At 66.4% G+C, this 21,511-nt stretch carries 20 protein-coding genes; 16 read left to right on the top strand and 4 right to left on the bottom strand.

The features are described 5' to 3' along the window. The first annotated feature begins 93 nt into the window (after positions 1 to 93). Entirely contained in the window at positions 94 to 1,797 is a 1,704-nt protein-coding gene (locus IIE29_RS00480; protein ID WP_209323245.1) for an ATP-binding protein, read from the top strand. After that, positions 1,794 to 2,453 carry a response regulator gene (locus IIE29_RS00475; protein ID WP_246475628.1) on the top strand — a complete coding sequence of 220 codons (660 nt, stop codon included), beginning with the start codon at positions 1,794 to 1,796 and terminating at the stop codon, positions 2,451 to 2,453. Before IIE29_RS00480 ends, IIE29_RS00475 begins: the two co-directional genes overlap by 4 nt. A gap of 188 nt (positions 2,454 to 2,641) precedes the next feature. Here IIE29_RS00475 and IIE29_RS00470 read toward each other — a convergent pair whose 3' ends face one another. Both IIE29_RS00470 and IIE29_RS00465 read right to left on the bottom strand, forming a co-directional pair. Beyond that, the gene (locus tag IIE29_RS00470) at positions 2,642 to 2,851 is read right to left on the bottom strand and encodes a hypothetical protein (protein WP_209323244.1); all 210 of its coding nucleotides are present in this window, start codon (positions 2,849 to 2,851) and stop codon (positions 2,642 to 2,644) included. Between the two features lie 142 nt (positions 2,852 to 2,993). Continuing rightward, the gene (locus tag IIE29_RS00465) at positions 2,994 to 3,827 is read right to left on the bottom strand and encodes a hypothetical protein (protein WP_209323243.1); all 834 of its coding nucleotides are present in this window, start codon (positions 3,825 to 3,827) and stop codon (positions 2,994 to 2,996) included. Between the two features lie 775 nt (positions 3,828 to 4,602). Between IIE29_RS00465 and IIE29_RS00460 the strand changes: the two genes are divergently transcribed. The 11 genes from IIE29_RS00460 (at position 4,603) to dapF (ending at position 15,686) form a co-directional block, all read left to right on the top strand. Continuing rightward, complete coding sequence (locus IIE29_RS00460; protein WP_343071744.1) at positions 4,603 to 7,263, top strand: DNA translocase FtsK; 2,661 nt, start codon at positions 4,603 to 4,605, stop codon at positions 7,261 to 7,263. A gap of 147 nt (positions 7,264 to 7,410) precedes the next feature. Then, on the top strand, positions 7,411 to 8,070 hold the full coding sequence (pgsA, locus tag IIE29_RS00455) for a CDP-diacylglycerol--glycerol-3-phosphate 3-phosphatidyltransferase (protein WP_209323241.1): 660 nt from the start codon (positions 7,411 to 7,413) through the stop codon (positions 8,068 to 8,070). After that, positions 8,063 to 8,629, top strand: a complete 567-nt coding sequence (locus tag IIE29_RS00450; RefSeq protein ID WP_343071743.1) for a CinA family protein — start codon at positions 8,063 to 8,065, stop codon at positions 8,627 to 8,629. Before pgsA ends, IIE29_RS00450 begins: the two co-directional genes overlap by 8 nt. Positions 8,630 to 8,813: 184 nt before the next feature. After that, on the top strand, positions 8,814 to 9,143 hold the full coding sequence (locus IIE29_RS00445; RefSeq protein ID WP_209323240.1) for a helix-turn-helix domain-containing protein: 330 nt from the start codon (positions 8,814 to 8,816) through the stop codon (positions 9,141 to 9,143). After that, positions 9,143 to 9,370 carry a DUF3046 domain-containing protein gene (locus tag IIE29_RS00440; RefSeq protein ID WP_209323239.1) on the top strand — a complete coding sequence of 76 codons (228 nt, stop codon included), beginning with the start codon at positions 9,143 to 9,145 and terminating at the stop codon, positions 9,368 to 9,370. The genes IIE29_RS00445 and IIE29_RS00440 overlap by 1 nt, the downstream gene beginning before the upstream one ends. Positions 9,371 to 9,595: 225 nt before the next feature. Beyond that, positions 9,596 to 10,699, top strand: coding sequence for a recombinase RecA (gene recA, locus IIE29_RS00435; protein ID WP_209323238.1), 1,104 nt, complete (start codon positions 9,596 to 9,598; stop codon positions 10,697 to 10,699). Then, positions 10,653 to 11,492, top strand: a complete 840-nt coding sequence (locus IIE29_RS00430; RefSeq protein ID WP_246475627.1) for a regulatory protein RecX — start codon at positions 10,653 to 10,655, stop codon at positions 11,490 to 11,492. The genes recA and IIE29_RS00430 overlap by 47 nt, the downstream gene beginning before the upstream one ends. Before the next feature lie 71 nt (positions 11,493 to 11,563). After that, positions 11,564 to 13,060: a tRNA (N6-isopentenyl adenosine(37)-C2)-methylthiotransferase MiaB gene (gene miaB / locus IIE29_RS00425; protein ID WP_209323237.1), complete on the top strand. Its 1,497-nt coding sequence runs from the start codon at positions 11,564 to 11,566 to the stop codon at positions 13,058 to 13,060. Between the two features lie 73 nt (positions 13,061 to 13,133). Then, entirely contained in the window at positions 13,134 to 13,727 is a 594-nt protein-coding gene (locus IIE29_RS00420) for a hypothetical protein (RefSeq protein WP_209323236.1), read from the top strand. A gap of 28 nt (positions 13,728 to 13,755) precedes the next feature. Further along, complete coding sequence (gene miaA, locus IIE29_RS00415) at positions 13,756 to 14,700, top strand: tRNA (adenosine(37)-N6)-dimethylallyltransferase MiaA (RefSeq protein WP_209323235.1); 945 nt, start codon at positions 13,756 to 13,758, stop codon at positions 14,698 to 14,700. After that, entirely contained in the window at positions 14,697 to 15,686 is a 990-nt protein-coding gene (gene dapF, locus IIE29_RS00410) for a diaminopimelate epimerase (protein ID WP_209323234.1), read from the top strand. Before miaA ends, dapF begins: the two co-directional genes overlap by 4 nt. An 83-nt stretch (positions 15,687 to 15,769) precedes the next feature. On the opposite strand, the gene IIE29_RS00405 is transcribed toward dapF, so the two are convergent. Continuing rightward, positions 15,770 to 16,384 (bottom strand): class I SAM-dependent methyltransferase, encoded by a 615-nt coding sequence (locus IIE29_RS00405; RefSeq protein ID WP_209323233.1) that lies wholly within the window; start codon positions 16,382 to 16,384, stop codon positions 15,770 to 15,772. A 110-nt stretch (positions 16,385 to 16,494) separates the two neighbouring features. On the opposite strand from IIE29_RS00405, the gene hflX reads away from it, so the two are divergent. Both hflX and IIE29_RS00395 read left to right on the top strand, forming a co-directional pair. Continuing rightward, positions 16,495 to 17,967, top strand: coding sequence for a GTPase HflX (gene hflX / locus IIE29_RS00400; RefSeq protein WP_209323232.1), 1,473 nt, complete (start codon positions 16,495 to 16,497; stop codon positions 17,965 to 17,967). Then, a complete protein-coding gene (locus IIE29_RS00395; protein WP_343071742.1) occupies positions 17,964 to 19,931 on the top strand; it encodes an ATP-dependent DNA helicase in 1,968 nt (655 codons plus the stop codon). The genes hflX and IIE29_RS00395 overlap by 4 nt, the downstream gene beginning before the upstream one ends. 146 nt (positions 19,932 to 20,077) lie before the next feature. On the opposite strand, the gene lexA is transcribed toward IIE29_RS00395, so the two are convergent. Next, a complete protein-coding gene (lexA, locus tag IIE29_RS00390; protein ID WP_209323231.1) occupies positions 20,078 to 20,833 on the bottom strand; it encodes a transcriptional repressor LexA in 756 nt (251 codons plus the stop codon). A gap of 234 nt (positions 20,834 to 21,067) precedes the next feature. Between lexA and IIE29_RS00385 the strand changes: the two genes are divergently transcribed. Continuing rightward, the gene (locus IIE29_RS00385; protein ID WP_209323230.1) at positions 21,068 to 21,406 is read left to right on the top strand and encodes a LysM peptidoglycan-binding domain-containing protein; all 339 of its coding nucleotides are present in this window, start codon (positions 21,068 to 21,070) and stop codon (positions 21,404 to 21,406) included. Positions 21,407 to 21,511 lie beyond the last annotated feature (105 nt).

Here is a 21,511-nt window from a genome sequence, read left to right as displayed (position 1 = left end):
GATCACGTGCCGCGCGCGTTTGTGTGCACTGATGGCGTTCTGATCGTTGACCACCTTTTGCGCATTGCGCTCATTCGTGCGTACAGTGAGCGCGTGCCCCGGCCCCGCCAGTCGTTCTCCCGCCGTGTGCTGATCTCTCAGCTCGCGCTCGTCGTCGTCACTCTCGCCTTGGTGACGGGCGTGTTCGCGTGGATGGGCGCGCGCACCGTCACCGAGGTGACCGAGACGAAGGCCCTGGCCACCGCCCGCACGTTGGCGATCGACCCGGACGTCCGGGCCGCCTCGACCGCGGCCTCGGCAGAGCATGCCGTGGATCCCGATGGACACCTCGTGGCCTCGATGTTGGACATCACCGATGACCTGCGGGATCGGTCGGGCATCAGCTTCGCCGTGATCACCGACGACCGCGGGATCCGGCTGACTCACCCCGACCGGTCGAAGATCGGCCACAAGGTCTCGACCTCCCCGGACGAGGCTCTGGCCGGACGTGAGAACGTCTCCCACGAATCGGGCACGCTGGGGGAGACGGTGCGGGCCAAGGTGCCGATCTACTCGAGCGAGGACGGCAAGACCGTCGTCGGCGAGGTCTCCGTCGGCATCTATGCCTCAGTGCTCGATGCGGACGTGCGCCGCGAGCTGCTCCTGCTCGGCACAGTGGCGGTGCTGGCGCTGGCCCTGGGCGGAATCGTCTCGGTCATGCTCGGGCGCCGGCTGCGGCGGGAGACTCTCGGGGTGGGGCCCGAAGAGCTCGCCGAGATGGCCCGCGATCAGGGCGCAGTGCTGCGCGGACTCGACGACGGCGTCCTCGGCTTCAGCTCCGCCGGCGAGCTGACCGTGAGCAATTCGAATGCCGAGGAGCTGCTCGGCGTCGCCCCGAGCTCGGACACCGTGCCCGCGGAGATCACCGCGATGATGGCCGACGCCCCCGCCGAAGGTGCGCTGCGCCGGCGGACCACGATCGGTGAGCGGATCCTCTTGGCCACCGCTGTGCGGGTCCAACGCGACGGAGTCTCCGTCGGCGGGGTCGTGACGCTGCGCGATGAGACCCAGATGCTCACGATGGCCCGCCAGCTCGAATCCGTCACCGCCATGGCCCGAGCCCTGCGCACGCAGCGCCACGAGTTCGCCAACCGCCTGCACACCGTGCTCGGCCTCGTCGACACCGGCGCCACCGATGAGGCCCACACCTACCTCGCCTCGCTGCTGGGCACAGGGCCGATCACGACCCCGGTCGAGGACATCGAGCTCATCTCCGACGCCTATCTGCGCGCCGTGCTGGAGGCGAAGGGGACCACCGCCGCCGAGGCGGGGGTGACTCTGGCCGTGACCCCGGATTCCCTGACCATGGGCACGGTCCGCGACCCCGAGGCCGTCACGCTCATCCTCGGCAATCTCATCGACAACGCCGTCCGCGCCGCCGTCGCCGCTCGCCGCCCCCCGGACGGAACGAGCCGGGTCGAGGTGCAGCTGCTCAGCTCGGGGGCCGAGCTCCATGCGGTCGTCACCGACACCGGCGACGGCGTCGATGCGGAACTCGGGGAGACGATCTTCGACGAGGGATTCTCGACCGCCGCGCCCGCCTCGGCGCAGGACTTCGGGATCGGGCTGGCGACGGGGACGGGAACCGGCGATGGCCACGGACTGGGCATCGGGCTCGCGCTCAGCCGCCGGGTGGCCGAACGCGGCGGCGGCCGGGTGTGGCTCATCGACGGCCACGATCCCGAGCTCGGCGGGGCGAGCTTCGGTGTGGTCCTGCCCGATGCGCTCGAGGAATTTCAGCACTCCGAGGAGAGATGATGGTCAATGTTCTCGTGCTCGACGACGATTTCTTCGTCGGGCAGATCCACTGCCGCTATGTCGACGAGGTGCCCGGCTTCACGGCGCTCGAACCGGTGCGGGACCTCGCCACGGCGCGCGAGGTCATCGCCGAACAGGACGTCGACCTGCTGCTCGTCGACTATGTGCTGCCCGAGGGCACCGGAGTCGATCTCATCCGCGAGACCGACATCGATGCCATCGTGCTTTCGGCGGTCACGGATCCACAGGTCGTGCGCTCCGCGCTGCGGGCCGGGGCGATGACTTATATCGTCAAACCCTTCGCCGCCGAGGTCCTCCACAGCTTCCTGCGCCGCTATGCCCGCTTCCTCCGGTACTGGGAGCGCGACAAGGTCGACCAGGCCGACCTCGAACGCCAGCTGCGCAACCTCCACGATGCCTCCGCCGTCGGCGGGACGGGGGCGAGCCGGGCCGGATCGTCGACGACGAGTCGGATCCTCAACGCGCTCGAGGAGGCGAGCGGTCCGATGACGGCCCTCGAGGTCGCCGAGGCGGTCGGTGCCTCCCGCGCGACCGCGCAGCGACACCTGGCGAAACTCGCCGAGGCCCGCACCATCACCGTCTCCCTCCAATACGGCAGCACCGGCCGCCCCGAGCACCTCTACGCCACCCGCTGAGCGGGGCCGCGATCGCTGACCCGGCGCGAGTGGATTCTGCCGTTCGCGCACCCCGCTCCGGCCGCGCACCTCTCACGCGGGTCGCCCTCGTCCCGGTCGTGTACCCAGTTCTCGCCGCGCGGCCCTCTGGCGGCGTTCACTCGCGCTAGGTGGTCGAAATGGGCGGAAGAAACCGCAGGAAAATCCGCCTAGAACGACCTCCTAAGGGCACCAGTTCCGCTTGAAACGATGTTGTAGACGATGAACGCCCAGGTGACGAGGTACCACTTGATGAGAAGACTCGGGAGGGTAAGCAAGATCGAGGCGAGGTGCATGCCGAAAAAGCACAGTCCGCTGACGGCCGCAGACACGGTGACCGCCCTGGCCGCGGACACGGCGACCGCGTTGGCCGCAGACACGGCGACCGCGTTGGCCGTGAGCTCGCCTTCGTCGCACGGAAAGAGGGATGCGCGGCGCTCCGAAGTGACTGCAGTCCGGGGCAATCGGATCGGAGCACATGTATGCGGGCGGGCCGCGACTGTGATCTGCTGATCGCCGAGGTCAGGATTTCGCCATATCGGCCTTCTTGAGGGCCTTCGGCAGGAGGTCGTCAGTCATATGGTCAGTGACTCCTTGAACGGCGTCTCGATCGACCTGGGAAGCGACGCCGGCCTCGAACGCCATGTTATGAATCGTCATCAGCTCACCGGCCCACGCGACGTAGCACTCGGACATGACGATCTTTCCCTGGCCTATGAACGAGCCGTCATATGCGGTCGTGCAGAATCCTTCGCCCTTGTTGCCGCTGGGCTCAAAGATATCCACCGATTCGGCTGGTTGTGCATCGATGGTCCGCTGACATTCATCCACCGTCTTTCGGAGGTCTTTCAGCATCTCCTTCGCTCCCTTCTCCGGTCTGGACAGCGAGGTCATGATGAAAGTGCCGGCGCTGTCGTTGGAGTTGTCGAAGTTCCGGGCGGCGGAGACTCCGTTCAAGTCCGACGAATGGGTCTTCATGGTGCCGACGATGCATGCGGTTTGAGTCGAATCAGCTTTCGAAGAGCTGTCATCGGCGTCAAAGGGATTGTCCGCTTGTTCCTCGGTCTCTCCGAATTCGACCTCGTCCTCAACTGTGAAACCTCCCGGCAGATCGTCGAGGGAGAGGATGCGTTCATTGAAGTCCTCTGGACTCATCGCAGCACGTTCTTCGGACTCCTGTGATTCGACCTCGGTCTGGCTAGGCGCCGCCTCTTCATCTGTCGAGTCCTGAGTGTCCTGATTTCCGGAATCGGCACTGCAGGCCGCCAATGCAAGAGCGCTGCCAGCGGCCATGAGTCCAAACGTGAAGCGATTCAACAACGTACCCTTTCGTATCCCGAGTTTCACCAGGAGCATACAGTAGATGTTGTGTTGGCGATTGCGTTCGCGAGCATTGGCCGAGCCCGGCGGGGGCTAGCGTCTGAAACGTCGCGCGGTCATCACATCATGCGTCCAGTCGGCGGGCTGACCGTCTGGCAAGGAACGAAGCGCCTGCGTTACGTGGTCGAAATGGGCGGAAGAAACCGCAGGAAGATCCGCCTAGAACGACCTCCTAAGGGCACCAGATCCGCCTGAAACGACCACTTAAGGCAGCAGATAGGTCGAAGGTCATCCCGGTCGTCTCGGCTCAGATTCGTCAGCGCTTCCAGCGCTTCGGACCCAGGATCGCCCGCGTCGGGCCCGGGACCGTCGGTGTCGGACCCAGGATCGCCCGCGTCGGGCCCGGGACCGTCGGTGTCGGACCCAGGATCGCCGAGGCGGAGCGAATCCCGGGATCGCCCGCGGCGGAGAGAATCCCCGGAATGCCCGCGGCGGAGAGAATCGTCGGAGCAGGCTGCGTCGGAGCGACTCGGGCGGACAGACTGCGGTCGAATAAGCGCGGACGGGACAGGCATTCTGACGTGGCAATTCACCCGTTCGCAGCACCCTCATGGCACGCCGAAACCTGCGGATTTGCTGGGCAGGAGTGCAATATCGTCCTAAGATGAGAGACATGGCGACCAGAACGACTTCCCCCGCTTCTGGTTCCGGGAAACGCACAGCGCGCAAAAGCGCTGGTCGGTCCGGTCAAGCGGGGACCGAAGAACCCGGGACAAACGTTGTCACCGGTGCATGGAGGGGAGTGGCCCACATGGCCGGAAACCGTGCGCGAAAGACTCTCAGCGACGAACCGATCGACCAGTCTCCGACGAAGCGAGACGGCACCGCCTTCTTCCTCATCGGACTCTCGATCGTCATCGCCGCCTTCGAATGGTGGAACATTCCGGGTGCGATCAGCGACGGAGTCCGCGGAATCGTCGAAGGCACCTTCGGGCGTGTGGCACTCGCCCTGCCCGTGATCTTCACCTGCTATTCCATCCGCCTGTTCCTGCGCGGCGACGACAACCGCGGCAACAACCGCATCCTCATCGGGATGATCTTCGGCCTGCTCGCGGCCTCCGGACTGGCGCACATCGCCGCCGGCAATCCCACCTTCACGAACTCCCGTGAGGCCATGGCCAACGGGGGAGGGGCGCTCGGCTTCGTCGTCTCCTCGCCCCTGGTCATCGCGACAACTGTGTATGTCGCCGTGCCGCTGCTCGTCCTCCTCGGGCTGTTCTCCCTGCTCGTCGTCACGGCCACCCCGGTGCGCGCGATCCCCAAGCGCCTCACCGACCTCTACTGGCGTCTGACCGGGGGCACCCGTCCGGAGACCGCGGCCGAGGCCGAAGAGGCACAGACCGACCTCGTGGCCGAGAACGCCCGCACCTCGAGTCTCAAACCCGTCATGGGTGCCAAGCGCCGGAGCCGGAAGAAGAAGACCGACACTCCGGACCCCGACGCCGCCTCCGACGACGACACTGCGACGAAGGCCTACGACAAGGCCTATATCCACGAGAACGACGTCAGTGACGAAGAGGCCGACACCACGGTCATCGAGACCGACCCCGAGCCGAAGCTCAAGCCCGGTCAGCGCCGTCCGACGAAGGCCGAACGCGAGATGGCCGCGCTCAAGAAGACCATCGGCATGGACGAGGACAAGGGGGCCTCGGGACAGAAGACGGACGAGGCGGCCGCCTCGGCGCCGGTCCCGGTCACCAATGCCCCCGCAGCGCCTCCCACGGAGCAGCTGCCCGAACGCGTCGAGCAGCTCACCCTGGCCGGCGACGTCACCTACACGCTTCCCGCCTCGGACAATCTCCAGCCCGGACCTCCCGCGAAGGAGCGCTCCGAGGCCAACGACCGTGTCGTCGAAGCGCTGCGCGATGTGCTCGAGCAGTTCAAGATCGACGCCCAGGTCACCGGATTCTCCCGCGGACCGACGGTCACCCGCTACGAGGTCGAACTCGGTGCGGGTACGAAGGTCGAGAAGGTCACGGCGCTGTCGAAGAACATCTCGTATGCGGTCGCCAGCGCCGATGTGCGCATCCTCTCGCCGATCCCCGGCAAGAAGGCCATCGGCATCGAGATCCCGAACTCCGACCGTGAGAACGTCGCCCTCGGCGATGTGCTGCGGTCGAAGGCCGCCCGCAAATCCGACCACCCGATGGTCATGGGCGTGGGCAAGGACGTCGAGGGCGGATTCGTCGTCGCGGACCTGTCGAAGATGCCCCACCTGCTGGTCGCCGGTGCCACCGGTGCCGGTAAGTCGAGCTTCGTGAACTCGATGATCACCTCGATCATGATGCGTGCGACCCCCGACGAGGTGCGGATGATCCTCGTCGATCCCAAGCGCGTGGAGCTGACGATCTACGAAGGCATCCCGCACCTCATCACGCCCATCATCACGAACCCGAAGAAGGCCGCCGAGGCGCTCGAATGGGTCGTGCGCGAAATGGACGCCCGCTACGACGACCTGGCGACCTACGGCTTCAAACACGTCAAGGAGTTCAACAAGGCCGTCCGTGAGGGGCGCATCTCGCCCCCGGCCGGTTCCGAGCGCGTGCTCCAGCCCTACCCGTACCTGCTCGTGGTCGTCGACGAGCTCGCCGACCTCATGATGGTCGCCCCGCGCGACGTCGAAGCCTCGATCCAGCGCATCACGCAGCTCGCGCGTGCCGCCGGCATCCACCTGGTGCTCGCCACCCAGCGACCCAGCGTCGACGTCGTCACCGGCCTCATCAAGGCCAATGTGCCCTCGCGTCTGGCGTTCGCGACCTCGTCGCTGGCCGACTCGAGGGTCGTGCTCGACCAGCCCGGAGCCGAGAAGCTCATCGGCCAGGGTGACGCCCTGTTCCTGCCGATGGGCGCGGCCAAACCGATGCGCGTCCAGGGCGCCTGGGTCAACGAGTCCGAGATCGAGAAGGTCGTCGACCACGTCAAGGGCCAGCTCAAACCGAATTATCGCGAGGACGTCGCCGTCGAGGCGCCGAAGAAGCAGATCGACGAGGAGATCGGCGACGATCTCGAACTCCTGCTCCAGGCCGTCGAACAGGTCGTCACCACGCAGTTCGGTTCGACCTCGATGCTTCAGCGCAAGCTGCGCGTCGGGTTCGCCAAGGCAGGTCGCCTCATGGACCTCATGGAGTCCCGCGGCATCGTGGGACCGTCCGAGGGATCGAAGGCCCGCGATGTGCTCGTCCGGCCCGATGACCTGCCAGGCACGCTGGCGATCATCAAGGGCGAGACCCCGCCCGATGAGGACTCCGGACAGTCCTCGGGCGGCTCCGCAGCGAACGGCCACGGTTCCGGACGCTACGGTCACGGAGTCGGTCACGCCGAGGACCTCAGCGTCGGCGATGTCGACCCGGAGACCGGGCTCGAGGTCGTCGAGGCCAGCGGTGAGGACGCCTGGCAGCTCACCGGCCGCTGAGCCCTCCGCCACCGCTGTCTCCGCAGTCGCACCCCGTCGTCGACCATGACGACGCCACTCGCCGAGGCGGGTGTCCGAATATCGGGCACCCGCCTCGGCGTCGGTGATTGCGATGTTCTCCTCAGCTCACTCCGATAGGGTGGTCACGTGAACGATCGAGTCGAGGCCGGGGCCTCTCAGCAACCCGCAGCAGAACCGAGTCCGTGGAACATTCCGAACGCGCTCACCGTGCTGCGCATCCTCATGGTGCCCGTCTTCCTGGTGCTGCTGTTGGCGCACGGGGGCGACGACGTCACGACCCGGTGGTGGGCGCTCGTCGTGTTCCTCCTGGCCATGCTCACCGACAAGATCGACGGCGACCTGGCGCGCAAGTACAACCTCGTGACGAACTTCGGCAAGATCGCCGACCCCATAGCAGACAAGTCGCTCATGGCCGCGGCCCTCATCGGCCTGGCCGTCATCATGGAACTGCCCTGGTGGGTGCCGGTGATCATCCTCGTGCGCGAGTTCGGCATCACCGCGCTGCGCTTCTTCATGATCCGCATCGCCGTCATGCCCGCCTCACGGGGCGGGAAGATCAAGACCGTGCTGCAGACCGTGGCCATCGGGCTCTTCCTGCTGATCTTCCCCTTGGCCGACATCATTCCCTCGGTCGTGTACTCCATCCTGCTCGTCTTCGCCTGGATCGTCATGACCGCGGCGATCATCGTCACCCTCGTGACCGGCATCGACTACTGCGTGCAGGCCGTGAAGCTCTACCGCGAGGCGAAGTCGGGCGGCACAGACGGAGACGGTTCCCGTGCCTGAGATCGAGGCTGCGCTGCTCGAGACCAATCGTCGCATCATCGCCAACTGCACTCGGCTCGGGCTCTCGCTGGCCGGGGCGGAATCCCTGACCGGCGGCCGATTCGTCGCTTCGCTCGTCGACGTTCCCGGCGCCTCGGCAGTCATGCGCGGGGGACTGATCACCTATGCCACCGACCTCAAGTCGAGCCTGGCCGCCGTCGACGCCGACCACCTCGAGGAGACCGGCCCGATCGATCCCGTCGTCGCCGCGCAGATGGCCGTGGGCACGGCTGTGAAGTGCGTGGCCGACATCGGCATCTCCTGCACCGGCGTGGCCGGGCCCGATCCGCAGGACGGCAAGCCCGTCGGTCTCGTCTACACGGCCATCGCCTTCGGCGGCAAGGCCAAGGTCTTCGAACACGAATTCACCGGCGACCGCGACGCCATACGCAACCAGACGGTGCGAGCCATGTCGACGAACCTCGACGAGTTCGTCACCGAGCTCGCGTTCGGCCCGGCCGAAGGGAACGAGGCGGCCGAGGGGAACGAGGCGGCCGAGGATGACGGGAACGGCGGCTGAGGAATAAGTTCGGCCCCCTCGGGGTTGACCGAGTAATGACTATCGGACGAATTTTCTCCAAAGTCTTCGAATGGACTGGCAATACCATCCGCTCGGGGCACCAGGTTGGTGCTGTGTCACGGCCAGGCTGTAAGGTTGTGGGAACCACGACGACGGGACGCGCTGACAAAGGGAGGGCCGCGCAATGTTACTGAGAGTCGAAATCGGCGACGCGCTTCGTTCCGCCCGCCGCCGTCAAGGACGCACCCTTCGCGACGTCTCGACCGGAGCCAGCGTGTCGCTGGGCTACCTCAGCGAGATCGAACGCGGACAGAAGGAAGCCTCCTCTGAGCTGCTGTCCGCGATCTGCGAGGCACTCGATCTGCCGCTGTCGGCACTGCTGTCATCAGTGTCGGATCGCTTCGCCCTCGAAGAGGGAGTGCAGATCCCCGACACCATTCCGCAGGAACTGTCGGACAAGATCCTGGGTCACCCCGACGGATACTCTGCGCCGCGCCTGGCCGCTAAGCCCTGATGCGCCACACTCTCTACTGGACGCTCATGAACGAGGAGTTCGGTGAGGCACGCGCGGCATCCCTGCACACCGACCTGACTCTGAGTTCGCTGGGATCGCGTACCGCCGAAGAGGCGTTTGCCGCAGGCGTCGAACCCCGTGACATCTGGATCGCCGTCTGCGATTCCATGAGCGTGCCCGAATCGCGTCGTCTCGGCAAGGAGAAGCCGCGCTCCCGGCCGTTCTGATCCTCCGACGTTCGGCCGAACCGGATCCGACATTGCGATAAAGGCCGCAGCGACACACCCGAATATATCGAACACCTGTTCCCATGTGGGCTATGCTGGTGGGGAATCACGGGACCTGTGACCATGAGTGGCTGGTTATCCACGGGGGAGATCCCTCCTCTGTCGTTATGTCAGTGCCATCTTCTAGCCTTGGTCTCAAAGGAAAAGCAACGAAGAGGAGACGTCATGGCACGTACACCCAAGAACCTCCAGGTCCCCAGCGGCGGCGATAAGTCGAAGGCTCTCGACGCTGCGCTGGGGCAGATCGATCGCAACTACGGCAAGGGCGCGATCATGCGTCTGGGTGAGGGTGTTCGCGAACCGATCGCCTCGATCCCGACCGGCTCGGTCGCCCTCGATATCGCTCTGGGCATCGGCGGTCTTCCGCGCGGCCGTGTCGTCGAGATCTACGGTCCGGAATCCTCCGGTAAGACGACCGTGGCCCTGCATGCGGTGGCGAATGCCCAGAAGGGCGGCGGCATCGCGGCGTTCATCGACGCCGAGCACGCCCTGGACCCCGAGTACGCGAAGAAGCTCGGTGTCGACACCGACCAGCTGCTCGTCTCCCAGCCGGACACCGGTGAGCAGGCGCTCGAGATCGCCGATATGCTCATCCGCTCCGGGGCCCTCGACATCATCGTCATCGACTCCGTTGCCGCGCTTGTGCCCAAGGCCGAGATCGAGGGCGAGATGGGCGACAGCCACGTCGGTCTGCAGGCCCGCCTGATGTCCCAGGCGCTGCGCAAGATCACGGGTGCCCTCGCCCAGTCGAAGACCACCGCGATCTTCATCAACCAGCTGCGTGAGAAGGTCGGAGTCTTCTTCGGTTCGCCGGAGACCACCTCGGGCGGTAAGGCTCTGAAGTTCTACGCCTCTGTGCGCATCGACGTGCGCCGCATCGAAACCCTCAAGGAGGGCCAGGACGCGGTCGGCAACCGGACACGTGCGAAGATCGTGAAGAACAAGGTCGCCCCGCCGTTCAAGCAGGCAGAGTTCGACATCCTCTACGGACACGGGATCTCCCGTGAGGGCAGCCTCATCGATATGGGCGTCGACAACGGCATCATCCGCAAATCCGGATCCTGGTTCACCTATGACGGTGACCAGCTGGGTCAGGGCAAGGAGAACGTGCGCAACTTCCTTCGTGACAATCCCGGCCTGGCCGAGGAGATCGAGCTGAAGATCAAGCACAAGCTGGGTCTCATCAAGGCCGACGAGCCCGAGGAAGGCGCCGAGGATGCCGATGATTCCGCAGCGACCGCGCAGACGGATGACGTCGAAGTCTCCTGACAAGCAGTCTCCGGACGACGAGTCCGCCCTCGTGCCGTCCCAGCAGGACGGTGCGGGGGAGGCGGATCAGACGGAGACGCTCTCGCAGCTGCGCGACGCGATCTCGGAGATCGATCAGCGCCATGCCGAAGGGGAATCCGGCTTCTTCGCCGGCCTGTCCATACCGGGCGAGACCGTCCGTACCGGTGCCGGCCAGCCCGGTGTGTCGAAACCAGGCAGGGCTGTCGAAGCCGCCGGCAGCGGCTGGGCCGAAGGCGCGGCCGGGGCAGCTCCTGATTTCGCCGATGCGCTGAGCTTCGCCGATGACGACGACGGCGACGATGCCCCCGACTTCGACGCCGACTATGCGAAGGCGAAGAAGACGGCGATGAACATGCTCGCCATGCGTGACCACTCGAGCGATGAGCTGCGCAAGAAACTGATCAAGCGCGAGCTGATGCCTGAAGCCATCGACACTCTCATCGACAAGCTCGTGAAGTCCCGGCTGCTCAACGACGAAGAGTTCGCCCACCGCTTCGTCCGTGCGCAGCGGGAGAGCCGCAAGCTCTCGCGCTCCGTGCTCAAACGCGAACTGGCCAAGAAGGGCATCAGCCCCGAGCTCGCCTCCGAGGCCGTCTCCGAAGTCGACGGGGAAGAAGAACTCGCACGGGAAGTCGCCGCGAAGAAGGCCGCCTCCACTCGTCGCTTGGACTATGAGGTGCGGGAGCGACGGATCCTCGGCATGCTCGCCCGACGCGGTTTCCCCTCGGCCATCTGCATCAAGGTCACTCGGGAAGTGCTCGCCGAAGACTGAACGCTCGCCGCGGCGGCGGCACGATCTGCGTGTGCGGCCTGGGCGGAGGGAACGGCTAGAATGGGTGCGCCATGACTGAACTGATTGACTCCCCGACGACATCCGAGACCACACCTCGCAGCTACGAGGTGAAGACCTACGGATGTCAGATGAACGTGCACGACTCCGAGCGTCTCTCCGGACTCCTCGACGACGCCGGGTACGTTCAGGCGAACACCGACGACCAGGCCGATGTCGTCGTCTTCAACACCTGCGCTGTGCGCGAGAACGCCGACAACCGTCTCTACGGCAACCTCGGCCAGCTCGCGAAGGTCAAGGAGCGCCACCCCGGTCTGCAGATCGCCGTCGGCGGATGCATGGCGCAGAAGGACCGGGACACGATCGTCAAGAAGGCCCCGTGGGTCGACGTCGTCTTCGGCACCCACAACATGGGTTCGCTGCCGGCGCTGCTCGAGCGCGCCCGCCACAATGAGGAAGCTCAGGTCGAGATCCTCGAAAGCCTCGACGTCTTCCCCTCCACCCTGCCCAGCCGCCGCGAATCCCAGCACTCCGGGTGGGTGTCGATCTCCGTCGGCTGCAACAACACCTGCACCTTCTGCATCGTGCCCAGCCTGCGCGGCAAGGAGAAGGATCGACGCCCCGGCGACATCCTCGCCGAGGTCGAAGCGCTCGTGGCCGACGGAGTCGTCGAAGTCACCCTGCTCGGCCAGAACGTCAACTCCTACGGCGCGGAATTCCGTGACAAGGGCGCCTTCGCCAAGCTGCTGCGAGCCGTCGGCAATGTCGAGGGGATCGAACGCGTCCGCTTCACCAGTCCGCACCCCGCGGCTTTCTCCGAGGACGTCATCGATGCGATGGCCGAGACTCCCACGGTCATGCCTCAGCTGCATATGCCGCTGCAGTCCGGTTCGGACGCGATCCTCAAGTCCATGCGTCGCTCGTACCGGACGAAGCGGTTCATGAACATCCTCGACACCGTGCGCGAACGCATCCCGAACGCGGCGATCACCACGGACATCATCGTCGGCTTCCCCGGCGAGACCGAAGAGGACTTCCAGGGCACCATGGACATCGTCCGCCGCGCTCGGTTCTCTCAGGCCTTCACCTTCCAGTACTCGATCCGCCCGGGAACCCCGGCGGCGACGATGGACGACCAAGTGCCCAAGGAAGTCGTCCAGGAACGCTTCGAGCGGCTCACTGCACTGCAGGATGAGATCGCCTGGGAAGAGAACAAGGCCCAGATCGGCCAGACCGTCGAGGTGCTCGTGACCAAACTGCCCCACGGCGATTCTCCTCGCCTGAGCGGTCGCGCCGCGGACAACCGGCTCATCCACGTGGGCATCCCCGAAGAGTCCCAGCTGCCCCGCCCGGGTGATTTCGTCACTGCCACCGTCACCGAGGCGAAGCCGTACTTCCTCCTCGCCGACTCCGGATACTCGGTGCGTCCTTCTGCTGCCGGTGACGCCTACGACCGGGCGCAGGCTGACAGCTGCGGGACCCCGACTCCCGGCCAGGGGTCCGGAGCGACGACGAACCTGGGCATGCCGACTCTCCGCACCCGCGCCTGAGATGGGGGCCTTCGCCATCATCCCGGCAGCCCCAGTGCTGCTCGAGGACATCGATCGTGTCGAAACGGCACGGGTGGCTGAATTGCGCGCCCTCATCAGGGAGACACTGCGCACACAGACATGCTGGTCGCTGCCGGTCGGGTCCCTGCCGCCCCTGGTCGGACTCGGAGGATGGGGCATCGACCGCGGCGTCGACACCCGCACCGGCCGTACGCTGACCGGCCACGACTGGGTGGAAGCGGTCGAATCCCTGACTCCAACCGAACGCACAGACGCCGAGGCTGTCGATCCGTCCGTCATCGTCGGTCTGCTTCATGCACATGCTGCCGGCGTCGAGGTCGGCCCGCTGGGCAGCAGTCCGAATCTGCTGCTGCCCATCGATCTGTCGGCAGCCGCAACCGAGGACGCGCCCCTGGCACCCGTCGACGGTGCCGCGGGCTTCGACGCAGAAGTCGTCGACGCGCTCACCGCCTCTGCTGGCGTCGATGTCAACAGGGTGGTCGACCTCTGTGCCCGGTCTGCCGACGTCCACGCGAACCTCGCCGGATTGGAGGTTGGCCTCCGACACATCCTCGAGCGCGGAGGAACCATGTCGGCGGCGACCCTCAGCGTCGACGAACGCGTGCACGAAGTCCGCTCGCTGTGTGCAGCCGGAGCCTGGGCGTGAGCACGGGCATGATCGTGGAGAGGCGCGCATGAGCGGGGACCTCGATCGGTCGCCGATCATCACCGTCGTCGGCGCCACCGCCACCGGCAAATCCGATCTCGCGCTCGATCTGGCCGAACACCTCGGCGGGGAGATCATCAACACGGACTCGATGCAGTTCTACCGGGGCATGGACATCGGCACCGCAAAACTCCCGGTCGAGGAACGGCGCGGCATCCCGCACCATCTCATCGACATCCTCGACGTCACCGCCGAGGCGAACGTGCAGGACTTCCAGGCACGCGCCCGAGCCGCCATCGCGGACATCCGCGACCGCGGGCAGCGCCCGATCCTGGTCGGCGGATCCGGGCTGTATGTGCGTGCCGCCGTCGACCATATGGAGTTCCCCGGCACCGATCCAGAAGTACGCGCCCGGCTGGAGGCCGAGGCCGCAGCCGACCGGTGGGGACTGCACCAGAGGCTGCGCGAACTCGACCCGGCGGCTGCGGAGAAGATCACCGTCAACGACCAGCGGCGCATCGCCCGCGCACTCGAGGTCATCGAACTCACCGGTCGGCCCTTCAGCGCCCAGCTGCCCGACTATCAGGAGCTCGAACCGACCATTCACCTGGGCCTGAGCATGGACCGAGGCATCCTTCACGAGCGCATCGCCGCTCGCGTCGATCTTATGTGGGAACACGGGTGGGTCGATGAGGTGCGCCGTCTGCTCGCGGCCGGACTGGCCGAGGGCAAGACCGCCTCACGGGCCATCGGCTACGCCCAGATCCAGCGTCATCTGAATGGTGAGATCACCGCCGCCGAGGCGAAGGAGGAGACGGTCATCAGAACCCGCCAGTTCGCCCGCCGGCAGGACACCTGGTTCCGCCGCGACCCCCGGATCCACTGGATCGACGGCACCGCCGCCGACGCCGGGCAGAACCGCACACGGGCACTCGACATCCTCGCCGAGTCCACCGATAGGATGGAGACATGAGCACTCCGGATACCCCGTTCGCCGCCTTGGCCGATGTCGCCTTCGTCAAGGGGCACGGCACCCAGAACGACTTCGTCCTCCTCTCCGACGACGACAGCCGGCTGGAGATCCATCCTGAAACCATCGCCACCCTCGCCGACCGGCGTGCCGGACTCGGAGCCGACGGAATCATCCGCATCGTGCGCTCGGCCGCCAGCGGAATCCCCGGAGCCGCCGAGCAGGCCGAGGCCGGAGCCGAATGGTTCATGGACTACTACAACCACGACGGCAGCCTGTCGGAGATGTGCGGCAACGGGGTCCGTGTCTTCGCCCACGCCCTCGTCACCAGCGGACGCATCCCGGCCGATGCCCGGGACATCCTCGTCGGCACCCGTGACGGCATCAAGACCGTGCGCACGACTCTCAACCCGGCCCTCGGCGTCCAGACCGGCGATGACGTCGTCTCCGCCGCAGCGTCCGGGCCCGGTTCGTCCAGCGACGCCTGGTACACGGTCGACATGGGCGAATGGTCGCTCGATCCGACGAACTCCTCGCTCGTGACCACCGGAGGCATCGAAGTGGCCCGGCCCGGCCTGCGCGTGAGCACCGGCAACCCGCACACTGTCGTCGCGCTTGCCGAGACCGCCGAGCTCGAAGCCGCCGACCTCCGTGACGCACCTGTCGTGGACCCGGTGCCCGCCCAGGGCTCGAACGTCGAATACATCGTCATGGAACCGGCCCGCTCCGATGTGGCCGGGGGAGAGGGCGCCCTGCGGATGCGCGTGTTCGAACGCGGCGTCGGCGAAACCCGCTCCTGCGGCACCGGTGCCTGCGCCGCGGCGATCGCCGCCCACCACTGGGCGGGGGAGAAGTCACCCCTGCAGTGGCGTGTGGACGTGCCCGGCGGTCAGCTGCGCATCGAGATCGATCCGAATGCCGAAGGCACGAGCGGGCGAGTCAGCCTCGCCGGCCCCGCCGTCCTCGTCGCCGGCGGCACCATCAGCTGAGAGCCGAACCCGGCCGAGGCGGCACCAGCGGCCGAAGGGATAGCTCCAGCCCCGGTTGGCCCGATCCGGTCCCGCAGCCCGAACTAGTCCCGGTGGACGGTGAGAACCCGGAAGCCCTTGGACGAACCCGTGCGCACGACCTCGAATCCGTTCCCGAGCATCCCGGCGATCCACTTCTGCAGCGAGTCGGCGCCGAGGTTCTTCGACACCACGAGGTCCGCGCGGCCGCCGGGAGCCAGACGCGGCAGCCAGGTCTCGAGCAGTTCGTGGAGTGCCTCCTTGCCGATCCGGATCGGGGGATTGGACCGGATCGCGGTGAACTCCACCTCGGCGGGGATCTCCTCGGCGGTGACGGTGCGGATCGACTCGAGTCCCAATCGGCCGGCATTCGCCGCGGTGGTCTCCAGGGACCGGGAGTTGACGTCGAGTGCCCACACTCGCAAATCCACCTCGGCGTCTCTGGCCTCCAACGCCGTGTGCAGCGCGATCGGCCCCCAACCGCAGCCGAGGTCGAGCACATCACCGGTCGACGGCTCGGGCAGGTGCCGCAGCAGCACGGCCGTGCCGAGGTCGAGGCGGGTGGGGGAGAAGGTGCCTGATACGGTTTCGACGGTGACCTCGTGGCCGGCCAATTCGAGGTGCAGCTCACGGGTTCTCGCCTCGCTGCTCGGCGATTCGGTGAAATAGTGCTCTGACACCACTTCAGTCTAGACGGCTGTGGGAGAATTGATGGACACCACTGTCGGTGCGAAGGATGACGACGCCCGAACGAGCAGCACCGTGAGGGCGGCAGAGAACTAAGGAATGAATGACGTCTGAAGACAATGAGCGTCGGAAAGCGATGCTCGACCGTGTGCTCTCCCGAGGTGCCCAAGCACTCGGCGATCACGACACCACCGGCGAGGACGACCAGTTCGATCTCGCCGAGCGTGCCGCACTCACCCGTGTGGCCGGCCTCTCGACCGAACTCGAGGACATCACCGAGGTCGAATACCGTCAGGTCAGACTCGAACGAGTTGTCCTGGCCGGGATCTGGAACACCACCCAGGCCGAAGCCGAGAACTCGATCCGCGAGCTCGCGGCACTCGCCGAGACCGCCGGCTCCGAGGTGCTCGACGCGCTCATCCAGCGCCGCGAGAAACCAGACCCGGGCACGTACCTCGGCAAGGGCAAGGCGGCCGAACTCGCCGAGATCGTCGCCTCCGTCGGCGCCGACACCGTGATCATCGACTCCGAACTCGCGCCCAGCCAGAGGCGCGGGCTCGAGGACGTCATCAAGGTCAAGGTCATCGACCGCGTGGCCCTCATCCTCGACATCTTCGCCCAGCATGCGAAGTCCCGCGAAGGCAAGGCCCAGGTCGAACTCGCCCAACTCGAATACCTGCTCCCGCGCCTGCGCGGCTGGGGCGAGTCCCTGTCGCGCCAAGCCGGTGGCCGCGTAGCCGGCGGTGCCGGAATCGGTTCGCGCGGACCCGGTGAGACGAAGATCGAACTCGACCGCCGCCGCATCCGCACCCGCATGTCGAAGCTGCGGCGTGAGATCGCCGGGATGGCCCCCTCCCGAGAGACCAAACGCAAGAACCGCGCCCGCCACCACGTGCCGTCGGTGGCCATCGTCGGGTACACCAACGCCGGCAAATCCTCCCTGCTCAACCTGCTCACCGACGCCGAGGTGATGGTGCAGAACGCCCTGTTCGCCACCCTCGACCCGACCGTCCGGCAGGCACAGACCGCCGACGGGCTCACGTTCACCTACACCGACACCGTCGGCTTCGTCCGCAATCTGCCCCACCAGCTCGTCGAGGCATTCCGCTCGACGCTGGAGGAGGCCGCCGGCTCCGACCTGCTGCTCCACGTCGTCGACGCCTCGCACCCGGACCCGCACGGACAGATCCACGCCGTGCGGGATGTCCTCAAGGACGTCGAGACCGGGGAGATCCCCGAACTGCTCGTGTTCAACAAGTCCGATATCGCCGAGGAGGCCGTGCTCGCCGGTCTGCGTGCGGAGTATCCACAGGCCCAGTTCGTCTCCGCCGCGACGAAGGACGGCATCGACGAGCTCATCGAGGCCATCGAATCCCGGCTGCCGGCACCCGATATCGACATCACCGTGCTCATTCCCTATGAGCGCGGCGACCTCGTGTCGAAGATCTACGCCCTGGGCACGGTCGAACACGAAGAACATGGCTCCGAGGGCACGAGCCTGCAGGCCAAGGTGCCGGCCGAGCTCCTCGACGAACTGCGCGAATTCCAGCGTCCGGACCTGGTCATCGATCAGTGACCGTCGAAGAACTCCTCGAGTCGGCCGTCGGGGCCATCGGCGGCTCGACCCGGAGCGGTCAGCAGGAGATGGCCCAAGCGGTCGCCTCGGCGGTGGACAAGGGGATCCACCTGCTCGTCCAGGCCGGAACCGGGACGGGTAAGTCCCTGGCCTACCTCGTGCCCGCGGCCGAATACGTCACCCGCACCGGCGGCAAGGTCGTCGTGTCCACGGCGACGCTGGCGCTGCAGACTCAGATCATCCACCGCGATCTGCCGCGGCTGTTCAAGGCCGTGAAGAAAGACCTCGATCCGCTGCCGAGGGCCGCTCTGCTCAAGGGGCGGCGGAACTATGTGTGCAAGCACAAGCTCGCCGGCGGGTACCCGGACGAGGGGGAGGGCATGCTCTTCGACCTCGGGGCCGACGCCGAGGCGGGACGCAAACCCTCCGAACGCTCGGGTCTGGGTGAGGAGATCCAACGGATCCGCACCTGGGAGAAGATCACCGAGACCGGTGACCGCGACGACCTCATGCCCGGAGTCAGCGACCGCGCCTGGTCGCAGGTGTCGGTCAACGCCTTCGACTGCCTCGGGGCGAACTGTCCTCTGGTCACCGAATGCTTCGCCGAGATCGCCAGGAACAAGGCCGCCGAGGCGGACATCGTCGTCACCAACCACGCCCTGCTGGCCATCGACGCCTTCGGCGAATCGGCTGTGCTGCCCGACCACGACGTCATCATCATCGACGAGGCGCACGAGCTCAAGGACCGGGTGACGAACGCGCTGTCCGGGCAGATCAACACGAGCATGCTGTCGGCGGCGACGAGCTCCGTGCGCAAGCACACCGCCGTCCAGGACGGGGTCGTGTCCCTGCTCGACTCGGCCGCGGCGGCACTCGAACGCGCCCAGTCCTCCGTGCCCGAAGGGCTCATCCTCAATATGAGCGAGGCGCTCGGACTGGCGTTGGCACAGATCCGCGACTCCGCGCGCCAGATCATCAATGACATCGGCGGCAAGTCCGAGGACGCCGATGCCGGTCGGCAGATGGCCAAGGCCCGGTGCCAGGAGATCTTCGAACTGGCCGAACGCTTCTGCGAGCCGGGCAAGAACGACGTCATCTGGCTGTCCCGGTCGACCTTCCGGGAGAAGGAGACGACGAACCTCGTCGTCGCACCGCTGAGCGTGGCCGGAACGATGCGCTCGGGCATCTTCGAGGAATCCACGGTCGTGGCCACCTCGGCGACGTTGTCCCTGGGCGGGAACTTCGACGCGGTCGCAGCCTCACTGGGGCTCTTCGGACCCGACGCCCCGAAATGGGACAGCCTCGATGTCGGCTCACCCTTCGACTACGGACGACAGGGCATCCTCTATGTCGCCTCCCACCTGCCCAAGCCCGGGCGCAGCGGTTTGAGCTCCGAGGCGCTGACCGAACTCGAGGAACTCGTGCGGGCCTCGAACGGCGGGGCGCTGGGACTGTTCTCCTCCCGGGCAGCCGCCAACGCTGCGGCCGAACACCTGCGGGAGAAGTTCGACTTCCCGATCCTGCTCCAGGGCGACGACGGGCTGCCCGCACTCGTCTCCCAGTTCACCGCCGATGACCAGACCTGCCTGTTCGGCACCATGTCGCTGTGGCAGGGAGTCGATGTGCCGGGGCGGACGAACCGACTCGTCATCATCGACCGGCTGCCTTTCCCCCGGCCGGACGACCCGCTCATGCAGGCACGGGCGCGCGATGCCGACCAGCGCGGCGTCAACGGGTTCATGGCCGTGTCCGCCACTCATGCTGCACTGCGTCTGGCGCAGGGCGCCGGCCGCCTCATCCGCTCGACCGAGGACAGGGGAGTCGTGGCGGTGCTCGACTCGCGGCTGCGGTCGGCCAGGTATGCCGGCTTCCTCGTCAATTCGATGCCGCGGATGTGGCCGACGACGAATTCGCAGCTCGTGCGCACGAGCCTCGGACGGCTGGCCGAAACACAAGAGGAATGAGAGAACGCCCGCGAACGGACTGTTCGCGGGCGTTCTGTTCCCCGGCTGCGGAGACCTTCACGGGTCTCAGCTCCGGCGCAGGCTTTCGGAGAAGTCAGCGCGGGCGGAGGCTCTCCGAGGCCTGAGAGGCGACGGACGACGAGACCTCAGAGGCGACGGATGACCGCGACGACGAGCCCCATGATCTGGGCGAAGTTGCCGTCGATGGGCTCGTAGTTCTCGTTCTGCGGCAGCAGCCACTGCTGTCCGGCCTTGCGCTTGAGCGTCTTCACCGTGGCCTCGCCGTCGAGCAGGGCCGCGACGATCTGACCGTTGTCGGCGGTGTGCTGCTTGCGCACGACTACCCAGTCGTCGTGGCAGATGGCGGCGTCGATCATCGAGTCGCCGACGACCTTGAGCAGGAACATGTCGCCGGAGCCGACGACCTGGGTCGGCAGGGAGAAGACGTCGTCGACCTCCTGCTCGGCCAGGATCGGGCCACCGGCGGCGATGCGCCCGACGACGGGCACCTGGACGGTGTTGTTCGACAGCTCCTCGAACTTCGCGCGCTCGGCCTCTTCCTCTTCGAAGGGATTGACGACCTCGATGGCGCGGGGACGCTTCGGATCACGGCGGACATAGCCGAGGCGTTCGAGCTGCGAGAGCTGGTGGGCGACGCTCGAGAGCGAGGCGAGCCCGGCGGCCTTGCCGATCTCGCGCATGCTCGGCGGATAGCCGTTGGTCACGACGGCGCGTTCGATGGTCTCGAGGACGAGGCGCTGCCGGGGAGTGAGGCGGAAATCGCCCTCTCCGGACGATCCCTCTGGGATCTCGACGACCTCGTCATCGCTGCGGGCGGCAGCGATCTCACTGGCAACGTCCTCGTTGCGCGGGCGGCCTCTGCCTCGCTTGTTCTGAACCATTGCTCGTTCCCCTTCGTTCTATTCCCTGCCGCCGAACCCTGCGATCCCCGCTTCGGGGATTCTCGTGTCAGTGCCGACTGAGATGGTTCTGACAGATCGATCAACAACGCTGGTTCCCTCTCATTGTCGCATAGATGTTCGAGTTGGACTGGACATTTGTTCGATTGGCATGTTGAATAGAACAGACGTTCTACCGATTGCTGGTGGAATCGTACGAATGAAAGAGGTAATGCGATGTCTGCACAGAACACCGGGCTGCGCCTGACCACGCGTGGACGCCAGGCCGTGCGCCTTCTCCGGACCCTGCTCATTGCTCTCGTCGTCATCGGCGGAGCGCTCCTCCTCGCCACTCAGTCGTTCTCGGCCGCCGCTGTCGCCGAATCGGAGACCGAGAGCATCGGCATCGACGCCGAAGCGGTCGTCGTCGGCGAGGGCGAATCGCTGTGGACCGTGGCGTCGAACCTCGGTCTCGACCGTGACACCCGTGATGTCGTGGCCGATATCGCCGAGATCAACCATCTGACGACCCCGACCGTCCACCCCGGCCAGACCCTCGACGTCCCTGTCCGCTGAGTCTGCGCCCAACTGAGGAGGCCGCAGATCCTTCCGGGATCCGTTGAAGAAGGGGAGTCCTCCCCGAGTCTCGCGCCCCGACCCGCCGCCCGGGCGGCGGGGGTC

This window comes from Brevibacterium renqingii, from assembly GCF_017808095.1.
In the GTDB taxonomy this organism is placed as follows: domain Bacteria; phylum Actinomycetota; class Actinomycetes; order Actinomycetales; family Brevibacteriaceae; genus Brevibacterium; species Brevibacterium renqingii.
This window is presented reverse-complemented; position numbering and strand designations above follow the sequence as displayed.

Bases quoted from the DNA above. Each gene is read 5' to 3' on its own strand.
- IIE29_RS00445 (WP_209323240.1), top strand. From the start codon at position 8,814: ATGTTACTGAGAGTCGAAATCGGCGACGCGCTTCGTTCCGCCCGCCGC.
- IIE29_RS00440 (WP_209323239.1), top strand. From the start codon at position 9,143: ATGCGCCACACTCTCTACTGGACGCTCATGAACGAGGAGTTCGGTGAG.
- miaA (WP_209323235.1), top strand. From the start codon at position 13,756: ATGAGCGGGGACCTCGATCGGTCGCCGATCATCACCGTCGTCGGCGCC.
- IIE29_RS00430 (WP_246475627.1), top strand. From the start codon at position 10,653: ATGATTCCGCAGCGACCGCGCAGACGGATGACGTCGAAGTCTCCTGAC.
- miaB (WP_209323237.1), top strand. From the start codon at position 11,564: ATGACTGAACTGATTGACTCCCCGACGACATCCGAGACCACACCTCGC.
- dapF (WP_209323234.1), top strand. From the start codon at position 14,697: ATGAGCACTCCGGATACCCCGTTCGCCGCCTTGGCCGATGTCGCCTTC.
- IIE29_RS00460 (WP_343071744.1), top strand. From the start codon at position 4,603: ATGGCCGGAAACCGTGCGCGAAAGACTCTCAGCGACGAACCGATCGAC.
- IIE29_RS00475 (WP_246475628.1), top strand. From the start codon at position 1,794: ATGATGGTCAATGTTCTCGTGCTCGACGACGATTTCTTCGTCGGGCAG.
- recA (WP_209323238.1), top strand. From the start codon at position 9,596: ATGGCACGTACACCCAAGAACCTCCAGGTCCCCAGCGGCGGCGATAAG.
- IIE29_RS00465 (WP_209323243.1), bottom strand. From the start codon at position 3,827: ATGCTCCTGGTGAAACTCGGGATACGAAAGGGTACGTTGTTGAATCGC.
- hflX (WP_209323232.1), top strand. From the start codon at position 16,495: ATGACGTCTGAAGACAATGAGCGTCGGAAAGCGATGCTCGACCGTGTG.
- lexA (WP_209323231.1), bottom strand. From the start codon at position 20,833: ATGGTTCAGAACAAGCGAGGCAGAGGCCGCCCGCGCAACGAGGACGTT.
- IIE29_RS00385 (WP_209323230.1), top strand. From the start codon at position 21,068: ATGTCTGCACAGAACACCGGGCTGCGCCTGACCACGCGTGGACGCCAG.